General features: G+C 41.1%; 1 protein-coding gene. It reads left to right on the forward strand.

All coding sequences use genetic code 11. The features are described 5' to 3' along the window. The first annotated feature begins 255 nt into the window (after positions 1 to 255). On the forward strand, positions 256 to 11,604 hold the full coding sequence (locus C9J46_RS01690; RefSeq protein WP_233217605.1) for an Ig-like domain-containing protein: 11,349 nt from the start codon (positions 256 to 258) through the stop codon (positions 11,602 to 11,604). Positions 11,605 to 11,946: the final 342 nt, after the last annotated feature.

The following is an 11,946-nucleotide window of genomic DNA, read 5'->3' on the forward strand; positions in this document are numbered from 1 at the left end:
TCGTTTCACTTCCCTTTTAGAACCCTCTTAATATATCTGTTAAAACAGAACAACATAATAACAATCACATTACCTTTTAGCGAAAAATCATGAACTAAGATCACAAAAAACAGTTACTGATAAAACTATTATGTTAATTTAATGTTTTTAAAAAGTTTTTAACTCTAATATGGATATTTGTATCAATAGCTTTATGATACAAAATTTCATCGAAATACCGATTTTACAAGAAGAATAAAAAGACAGGGGTCAAGGATGAAGCCAATGATGTATGTTGTTATTGAAGGTATTATCTGGAAAATTACAGAGTCAGGCGAATGGGTTCAAATTCCAGCTTCAGAAATTATCGATCAGTCGATTCCTTTCATCAAAGAAAGAGCCTACATCAATGACATTTTAAAAACACAAACCCACCAAGATGATGCCCCTGTTATCGAGAGCTCTTCGCATCGTACCCAGTTTTTTCTTGATACCAATATTGGCCAAGAGCCATTATCAAGCAACAGCGCTTCTTTTATTTCTCAGATAAAAGCCACATTAGCTGAAACCTTACCCAAAGCGGGATTTAGTACTCGTTCAATAGCATCCATTCAAAAAACAGAAAATGAATCTGTTGCAGATGCTATCCCATCTCTTAAAGCTTCTGCGACGTTATCAGCCTCCATTATTGATGGTAACGATGGTTATAAAAGCCGATTTGAAACACCTTCTGCGGTACTACTGGGCGACGCTATTGATATTGAAGATGGCAGAATAGTTATCGTTACTGTGACAGATATTAACGGCAAAGTATTCACTGCCAGTGCAGTCGTACAAAATCAAAAATGGATAGTTAATCATCAAGACTTGAGCTCTCTTGCTGAAGGTGAGCTTTCTATTTATGCCTCTGTTACTGACTTCTACGGCAATGTTGTTGATGCCAAAGACACAACAATCAAAGATACCTTTGCTGAAATAAACGCAAAAATTGACGGTAAAGGTGATAATTACTTAAACCTATCTGAAATTACAAATAGTGATTTATTAGGTGAGATAAATTTTGTTGAAAGTGATCAACCAATATCAATCACCATCACCGACAGCCAAGGTAAAACGCTACGTTTTGAAACCGTCAATGATGCTGCTGCTTGGCAAATAAATAATGCTGATCTTTCTTCTCTTGCTGAAGGTGAACTCACTGTTCTGGCTGAAACTGTCGATATAGCGGGTAATCCAGCTTCCGCCACCAGCACTATTATTAAAGATACCTTAGCCACTATTACGGCTGATTTTGACGGCAACGGTGATCGCTTCCTCAATCAAGCCGAAGTCTCAACGACTGAGCTGTTTGGTAGTATCGCTAATATTGAAGATGGACAAACCGTTACTATTACCGTCACTGACAGCCAAGGCTTAGAGAAAACCTTTGAAAGCACTGTTAGCACAGGGAAATGGACAGTTAGTAAGGCCGACTTAACCGATTTAGCAGACGGTGAACTAACCGTTCTCGCTGAAACTACCGATATTGCGGGTAACCCAGCCTCTGCTACCAACACTATTATCAAAGATACTGCGGCAAATATTACGACCAGCGTTGATGGTAAAGGCGATGCGTACCTCAACGCCGTTGAAACACCCATAACCGATTTATTTGGCGCTGTTGAAAATATAGAAGACGGACAAACAGTGACTATTGCTATCGCAGATAGCAGCGGTGCCGAGAAAATTTACACCGCCACTGTTAATAATGGTAAATGGACAGTAAATGACGCAGATCTAACATCGCTTGCTGAAGGTCAACTCACCGTTACGACCACAGCCACCGATATTGCAGGTAATACAACATCGGCCACTAACACCATTATCAAAGATACCCTTGCTGAAATTACAGCGAACTTTGAAGCTAATGGCGATAGCTTTTTAAATAAAGCCGAAATCGACGCTAAAACCACCCTGTTTGGTGACGTTGATTTTGTTGAAGACAATCAACCAGTCACAGTCAAAGTAACAGATAGCAATAGTAAAACTATCACCCTGACCACTACAGTCATAAGCGGTGCATGGCAAATTGATGATGTTGATTTATCTGCACTTGCAGAGGGCGAGTTAACCGTTACTGCTGAAGTTATTGATGTTGCAGGCAACCCAGCGTCGACTACCAACACCATTATCAAAGATACCCTTTCTACCATTACGGCTAACTTTGATGGTAAGGGGGATGAGTATCTTAATCGTGATGAAATCTCTGTGACCGATCTTTTTGGCTCGGTATCCAATGTTGAAGATGGTCAAACCGTTGCAATTAAAGTCACCGATAGTAACGGCCTAGAAAAGTCGTTCGAAACCACTGTGATTGATGGCAAATGGACAATAGAAGATGCCGACTTAACCGATTTCGCTGAAGGTGAACTGACAGTCAATGCTGAAACAGTTGATCTTGCTGGTAACACATCGTCTGCTTCCAACACTATTACCAAAGACACATTCACTGGTATTAGCGCCGATTTTGATGGTAAAGGCGATGAGTACCTCAACCGCGTTGAAATTCCAGTTACCAATTTATTGGGTAAGATCGAAAATGTCGAAGATGGACAGTTCATTACCATTACCATCACCGATAGTAACGGATTAGAAAAAATCTATACCACCACCGTCATTAATGGTAATTGGACAGTTGATAATGCTGACTTAACAGGACTTAGCGAAGGTGAGCTCACTGTCATCGCTGCTACTGTTGATCTTGCAGGTAACCAAGTATCAGCCACAGACACCATCATCAAAGATACCTTAGCGACTATTACGGCGGATTTTGAAGGCAACGGTGATCGCTTCCTTAATCAAGCCGAAATCTCAACGACTGAGCTGTTTGGCACTATCGCCAATATTGAAGATGGACAAACCGTGACTATTACCGTCACTGACAGCCAAGGCTTAGAGAAAACCTTTGCAAGCACTATCAGCGCAGGTAAATGGACAGTTAACAATGCCGACTTAACCAATTTAACAGACGGTGAAATAACCGTTCTCGCTGAAACTACTGATATTGCGGGCAACCCAGCCTCTGCTACCAACACTATCATCAAAGATACTGCGGCAAATATTACGACCAGCGTTGATGGTAAAGGCGATACGTATCTCAACGCCGTTGAAACCCCCATAACCAATTTATTTGGCGCTGTTGAAAATATAGAAGACGGACAAACCGTTTCTATTACCATCACAGATAGCAATGGTACTGAAAAAATTTATACCACGACGGTAAATAACGGAAAGTGGACAGTAAATGACGCCGATCTCACGACACTCGCTGAAGGTCAACTCACCGTTACGACCACAGCGACCGATATTGCAGGTAATACAACCTCGGCCACTGATACCATTACCAAAGATACCCTTGCTGAAATCACGTCGAACTTTGAAGCTAATGGCGATAGCTTTTTAAATAAAGCTGAAATCGATGCTAAAACCACTCTGTTTGGTGACGTTGATTTTGTTGAAGATAATCAACCAGTCACAGTAAAAGTAACGGATAACAATAGTAAAACTCTCACCCTGTCCACTTCGGTTATCAATGGTGCATGGCAAATTGATGATGTTGATTTATCAGCTTTTTCTGAAGGCGAGTTAACCGTTACCACAGAAGTGATTGATATCGCAGGTAATACTAAAGAAACAAGCAATACCATCATCAAAGATACGTCAGTACTTACTATTGATATTGATACAAGCAGTTACCAGCAAGGAGGCTTAAATGTCTCGGCATTAAAAAATGGTCAAGTACCTTACTTGCAAGGTTCAACAACAGGTACCCAAGCTGGCGATAAGATAACCGTTACCTTTAGTGACGGAGTAGATACTGTATCTCTGACAACATCAGTAGATAACTCAGGCAATTGGCGTATAGATAACATTGAATTATATCAATTAGATCCACAGCAAACTTGGCAGATGATCGCCACAGTTACAGACGCTGCAGGTAATACTGCCAGTGACGATATGCCCACATTCGCTAACTCTAGCGATATGACTTTCTCTGAAAAAGCGCTTGAAACGGAATCTTCAATTGAATCAAGCTCAACGATTAATATTGAATTCGCCGAATTTACTTTCGGCGCAGCGCAGAGTGCTTTAGAACAGTTAACTTCTAATGGTAAAGACGTTACCGTTACTATTTCTGCTGACGGCTTAACGCTAACCGTACAAACAGCCACCACAACCGTACTCACTGCGGTTATTGACCCTAGCACTCAAACAGTAAAAACAACATTAAGTGCTGCCATTGATCACTCCCCCGGCAACCCTAATACTGAAACAGTGATCTTCATTGACGGTATTCAAACGGATAATGATGGTACGAGTGAAACTGTCATCATGCCAATCGAGATCAATATTCAAGATGCCGCACCTGAGATTGTCGATGATACGAGTGACGTTATTGAAGGCAACGTTGTTACAGGTAATGTGCTAACCAATGATGTGGATGTCGATGCTTCTCTTTTCGTTAAAAGTATCACTATTAATGGAGAGACAAAGGCACTGAATAACACATCGGTTTCCTTTGATCTTCCTGAAGGAAAGTTCACCATCAATAGTGATGGCGAATGGACATTTACCGCCAATCGCAATCTTAATCATAGCCAAGGTGATATCAACCTTTTCATTGATTACGTCGCTTCAGATAAAGATCAATACGAGAACAATGCAAGCCTTACAATTTCAGTTAAAGATGGTCTTGCCAATGTCATACTCGATGATAATGCAAAGACGGTTGAAAGTGTGATTTCAGCTGGAAGCGCTACCTACAAGGGTGAGTTTACTGTACAAGCTGGAGCAGATAATCCTGATCCAAGTAGCCTAACATTTAATTCCCAGACAATAACGGCACTTGAAGCACTAAATTTGTATTCTGGTATCTCAACATCATCGCTTAGTTACACCGTCAGCATGGATGGTAAAACAATCACCGCCAAAGCGGGTGGCGATACTATTTTTACCTTGAGTTTATCGGCAACCGCCTCAGGCGATAACGCGACGGGTACTGTCACCTTGGTACAACACTTCCCTCTCAATCAACAAGGTTTAGCTGATGCTATCACCCTACCTCTGTTTATTGATGCCGTTGACAGTGATGGTACTGCTACTCCAACAGGGAAATTTGATTGGGTTATCGAAGATGGCGCGAATCCAGTATTAGCCGCATCTGGGCAATTAGAGTTTAAAGAAACGGATCTATCTAATCCGTCAAATCAACCTAATCAACCTAATCAACCATTGCAACAAACAGGCACGATCACCGTCACCATTGGTAGTGATGGTTTAAATGGCACCACAGAGCAAAGTCCGCTGTATTTTGATTTAAGCCAACTACCAACCGGTTTAACCAGTGGTGGAAAAGCGATTTCTTATGTGATCTCTAATGATAATCAAACTATTGAAGCAAGAACAAGCTCAGGTAAAGTCTTTGAAATAAGCTTATCTTCTCGCCCAGATGCAGAAGCAAACTCAACCGTTGACTATGTTTTTACCCTGCATCAGGCACTGGATCAAACCAGCGTAAACGATGAATTAACTATTTCTATTCCGGTCTTTATTAAAGACAACGACGGAGATATTAACCAAACGGCTATCGATGTTGTCATTGTTGATGGTATTGCCCCTGTTATTAATAAAACGTCAATAGAAATATCAGAAACGCCGATGAGTGCTTCTTCACCAGCAGGTAGTTCAAACCAAGCAGACGCGACAATCACAGTAACCGCAGGACAAGATCCTATCGTCGATTTAAATCTTGTTTTATCGGGTACGGTAAAAAGTAGTGATGGCAATAACATCACCTACCAAGGACAAGCATTAACTTGGCAATTTGATGGCAGTAACACCTATAACGCATCATTACCTGATGGCACAGTGATCTTTTCTGTTCATTTATCAGATATTGGTGCAGTTCCATCGGGTAGTGCAGCAAATGCAACAATCACAGTGACGCTTAATGAGTCTATCGACCATACCAATGGCAACGATACCGAACTTAATTTATTACTGCCCGTTGAAGCGAAAGACAGTGATGGCAGCTCGAGCACATCAAACGTAACGGTGAGTATTTTAGATGGCTTAGTGCCGAGCATTACCGTCAACAGTAACCTTAACGTGCACGAAAATGACTTACTGGATGATAATTTAGCCGTTGATGCATCAACCACGTCAGCACCAACACTCAGCTTTAACCAAAGCAGTGATGAGCTTGCTTCAGTGCAGCTAGATACTGCGCAGTTTAATAGTCAAAACTATACCAGTGGTGGTGAAAACATCACACTTAGCGCAGCAGATGCGAACGGTTGGTATAACGCAACAGCAAACGGTAATGATATTTTCCGTATTAAAGTCAATCTAGATGGTACCGTGCAATTTGAGCTTTTCGAAGCGATTGACCGTCCGTCATCATCAAGTCAAGGTGTGCTTAATTTAGAGTTTGGCGCCATTGCCACAGACGTAGATGGTGATGTGTCAGCCACCACTCCTTTTGAAGTGACAGTTACTGACGATATCCCTGTTGCAGGTCCTGATGAACAACTTGCTGTTTTTGAAGGTGTTGATAAGACACTACGCCTATTATCTAGAGGCGTTACTGGTGCTGATGGTGGTGAGGTCGTCAGTATCAAGTATCGTGGCAAAGAGTATCCAGCAGACGGTAATCCAATTGATTTAATAAATACTCAAACGGACCCACACACTAAATATGGCACTATCGCTGTTAATGCAGATGGCACTGTCATCATTAAGACGATTGCCACTAAGGAAAGTAGTGGCGAGATTAGTGATGAGTTCAGCTACACCGTTAAAGACAGCGATGGTGACACTGCGGTAAGAACCAAGAAACTATCATTTGCAGATGATCCTGGTCGTATTGAGGTGAATGCAGAGCAGACACTTGAAGACAGTATGAGTAACCCACTCACGATTCAAGTATTCCTTGGTGATATTGACCAGAATGAATCACTTAGCACTATCACAATCAGTGAAAGCTCATTAGCGGGTGGACAGCTGTATTTAGATGGCAATTTGCTAACGGCAACAAATGGCGTAATTACCCTTAGCGACTTTATTAGTGAAGGTGATTTTTATAAGCCAAATGGCGCCCTCACTTACCAGCCAGCATCAAATACTGCGGTTAATCAACAAGATACAGTTGTGCTTAAAATAACAGCGACGATATCAACCAATAACCAAGATAAAACACTGACCAAAGATCTCACTATCAAGGTGCTACCTGATGCTGATGCCGCGATTTGGGACGAGGCTAAAGATTACGAGTACACCGCAGTCGAAGATGATAGTAATGGCATTCAACTCAATGTTGCGGCGGATCTACAAGACACCGATGGTTCAGAAACCCTTAAATACCGAATTTCAGGGATCCCAGACGGCATTACACTCAAACTAGGTAACACCATCATTAGCGACGGCAAAATCATTAACGCTGATCAAATTAATGATGTGAAGATATTTTCTGATAAACACTCAGCAGGCACATTTACCTTCACCATTACTGCGCTCAGCACAGAAAAAGGCAATCAGTTCCTTGATAAAAGTACCGATCGAACAGAAGAATCGCAACGTCTTGTCACAGTAAATATTATTCCTGAAGCGGATGCGCCAAAACTCTCGGTTAAAAACCTTAAAGGCCATGAAGATCAGCCTATTGATCTCAGTAAGGCCATTATTGGTAAATTAACTGATAACGATGGTTCTGAAAGCCTAAGTTACCGAATTAAAGTGCAAGATGGTTGGTCAATTCAAGGTGGCGATGCGGTAGAAGAGCCTGCCGGATCTGGCATCTATATTGTGAGTGCAGAATATATTGAAAATGGTCAAGCACAGCTTCATCCAAAAGCTGATATCAGTTCACACACTGAAAAACTCACTATTGAAGTAACGGCTATATCTACTGAAGCCGCTATTAACGGACTCACCTCTGCTACCAGTACAGAGGGTGCGACAAAGACTATTTCCATTAACTTAAAAGGCACCATTGACCGCCCAGACATTACAGACGGCGGTAATGGGCATTGGCAATACATTGCTAGTAGCACAGATAACACCACTGGCTTTAAGGGCACGCTCAAAGGCATTAATGGTTTTGATGAAGATAAGCCATTACCGCTCGATTTTTTAATTACCACCAGTGATAACGATAAATCAGAAGAGATAACGATATTAATCACCAACTTGCCTGACGGTGTGAAGTTTATCGATTTTCATGGCAAGCCTTTAAACCTTGAAATTGTCGGTAAGGATGCTTCAACTGGGCTGATCTATCGGATCACATCCGATCAATTAACATCGACGTATTTATCCACCCCTGAAGACATGAGTGGCAACTTAACATTTGATGTTATTGTAATTTCTACCGAGCCCGACGGTGCGAGTGGTGAATTTAACTACAAGGTGGATATTGAAGTATTACCCCTTGTTGATGAGAAAAATAAAAACAATGAGACAGATGGTTTGCAATCCACTGGTTTTGAAGATCAACCTATCTCATTTTTAGTTGAGCCGACCATCAGAAAAGATAGCGACAACAGTGAAACGCTGACAGGTTATAAAATCACCGATTTACCAGATGGGTTAACCCTGTTTATTGATGGTGTAGAAGTTGTTATTCCTGCTAATGGGCTCGATCTTGCTAACTATAAAGGCAACCAATCATGGGCTGAATTTATTAACAGTGGTCGCGTGACCATTCTTGCAGATGAAGATCTCAGTGGCATTTTTGATATATCCATCAGCTATGAAGTCACTGACACGTCAACTTCTGGACAAACCGCGAGTGAAAACATCAATGCAACTATCCAAGTTGATGTTGCTGGGGTCGTTGAAACCGATACACGCTTAGAATCTACAGAAGATCTGCTAAGTAGTAACGATGGTAGCCCTATTGATTTAACCAATGCGGTTCACTTTATCGATGAAGATCTTGATGGCTCAGAATATCTAGATTACATCGTGATCGAAGTACCTGTTGGAATTAATCTCATCATCGATCACCCTAACGGTGCCCATATTGACGGTAGTGGTAATTGGATTATTCCAGCTACAGGTCTCACCAGCGATAGTATTAAAGAAGCAATGCAAGATCTGTTAGCTGGAGCAACCGTAAGCGCTAGCTTTAATACAGAGGTGATTGATCTTGTGGTTAAAGCTCGTGTGGTTGACGGCAACGATTCTCGCTTTTTAGAAGCACCCGTTCAGATCCAGATCACAGGTAAAACAGGAGGTGGAGGTTCATGTCCTCCGACCGAAGCGCCAGATAAAATTCAAGGTGATATGATTATTGCTAAAGAAGGCGAAGATATTAATTCATCAGGTCTACTAAATGGCGATATTGATAATAACCCAGAAATCGCCCTCTCCTTTTTTATTGACGTTAATGACTTACCTGACAATGTTGAAATTATAAGTAACAAAAATACTCCCGACTTTAGCGGTATCATTACCGAATATAACGATGCGGGTGAAATTATTGGTTACACCATCACAGAAAATGGTCTTTCCAATATGACATTCATTGGATTAGATGAAGCTTGGGCTGGATCTTTAGATATTCCGATCACGATCACTCAAACCTCTACCTGTAATGGTACAAAATCCACCACCACACAACATATCAAAATTGACGTTGTTCCGGTTGTTGATAACATCATTACAACAACAGATACCACCAGTATTATAGAAGATACCGCAACCGCAATTAACTTAACGGTGCTGTTAGGCGATAGTGTAAGTAACGGACAAACCATCACGGGTGAAGGTACTTCTGCGACTGGTAAAGAAACCATCAACTGGATGACAATCACCTTAGCACCTGGTGGTGAATTGATTGGCGATCCTGCGATAGTAGCCCAGAACCCCGATGGTAGTTGGCAAGTACTGGATCCAAGTCGTTTAGACGAATTGCTTTTAAAGCCGCCTCATAACTACAGCGGCGATTTAACCATTACTGTTGATACCAACATCACCGATAAATCCGATTCATCATCGCAAACGGATACTCAGACCAAAACCTCTTCTGTGATTATTAACGTTGAGCCTGTGACTGATATCGCCACCATGCCGAATACCATCACCGAGCAAGGTGATGAAGATGGCTACATTCATATCGTTGGATTAGGCGCAATCTTATACGATGATGACGGCTCTGAAACCATTTCACTGAATCTATCCGGCGTTCCTAATGGTGCCGTGATGTTCTATTCACCAGACGGTGGCACGACCTTTATCCAATTGCCTAATACTGGAAAATCATGGAGCTTTGATATTGCGCAAGCCGATAGTATCTATATTCGTCCACCCACAGATTTCAGTGGTGATATCACATTGAAGTTGGATGCGATCACGAATGAAATTGGTACAACGGAAATAATAACATCGACCTCTGAAGTTATTATTGGCGTCAATCCTATTGGTGATGATATTCAATTTATTGGTGTACCAGAGAGCCTATCGGGCGATGAAGGTGAAAGCTTCACGATTCCAGTCGATATTGAAAGTACCGAAACTAATAGTAATGAAACATTATTTTTAGAAGTGATCTTTAGTGCAGTTGAGCAAACTCAGTTAGCAGGCCTAGATAAAATTCAAATCGGTGATCAAGAGATAAGTATCATTAAAAGTGGTGATATATGGCTTGCGACTGCAATAGTAAATAGCACTACCTTAGACCAATTAACCCTATTTAGCGGTGATGCTTTTGGCGACATTACTATCACACTCAAAGCCAGCAGTATTGATACCGATACTATTTTAGGCTCAGAAATTACGCATTATGGTCAAACTGTTGAGAAGAATATCAGTTTAACTCTTGCACCTATGCCTGATGCGCCAGAGCTTAATCTTCAGTACAACAGCGTTATAGCTAAAACCGAAACGACGATTGCGCTAAATCTTGAGCTATCAATGTTTAATCCTGCGCCTAATGAGCAAGGGAGTATTATTATCACAGGTTACCCTAGTGATTTCGCATTCTCAGCAGGCCAAGCGAAAGGAAATGGTTGGGAAGTCGCATTTGACGAAATTGCCGATCTGACGATGACTGCTAATAGTGAGCAAGATTTCTCTCTTTCTATTGAGCCAATTTCAACTCTGGATGGACAAACGGCTGCAGGTGTCACGCAAACCATCGACGTTAGTATCACGGATAAAAATGATAATTCGCTTATCGGCACTGCAAATGATGATGTGATCATTGGTACTGCCAATAACGATAACATGACGGGCGGTAGCGGTAATGATCGCTTTGTATTCAAAGCCGAAGATCAAGGAACTAGCTCTAGTCCGGCACAAGATACCATTGTAGATTTCGATGTCACAGCCAATAGTGACAACATTGATTTACGCGCTATTTTAAATAACGTTACAGATGGAATATCTGCTGATAACTTTATTGATATCACGGAGAATAACGGTTCAGTAACATTACATATTAAAGAAAATGGCGAAGATATTAGCCAAGAGATCACGTTAGAAAACGTAGACAAAGATGCACTTTATAGTAACGATGCAAGTACAACAACAGATGCTGAACTATTACAAAAAATGATAGATGATAATAATTTACTCGCTGGATAATTACTCTATTTAGGCGTCTAACTCTATCAATTTAAGACTTTGATACTAGCTCATCTTGCGTACTACTATTCACCCAATAGTAGTACGCAACTTTTGCAATATATCTTTTAGCTCCTATAGATATAAATATCTAAACCCCACTGATTATTAATAAATTTTATTGGTCACAACGCACCCATCTCTATTAACAAATATGTAACCAGCATCACAAAAAATAATGTCTGCACCGTAGGTTTTGTAAAAATAATGTTTTTCAATCCTTTTGCTCTCTAATATTGATTAACGTGGCGAGATTGTGCATTGGATGAAACAAACACTCGACACACTTTTCCACAATAAATA

It is taken from the genome of Photobacterium sp. GB-36 (assembly GCF_003026135.1).
Classification (GTDB): domain Bacteria; phylum Pseudomonadota; class Gammaproteobacteria; order Enterobacterales; family Vibrionaceae; genus Photobacterium.

What these genes read in the sequence shown, in the direction of transcription:
- C9J46_RS01690 (WP_233217605.1), top strand. Translation starts at nt 256, where the DNA reads ATGAAGCCAATGATGTATGTTGTTATTGAAGGTATTATCTGGAAAATT.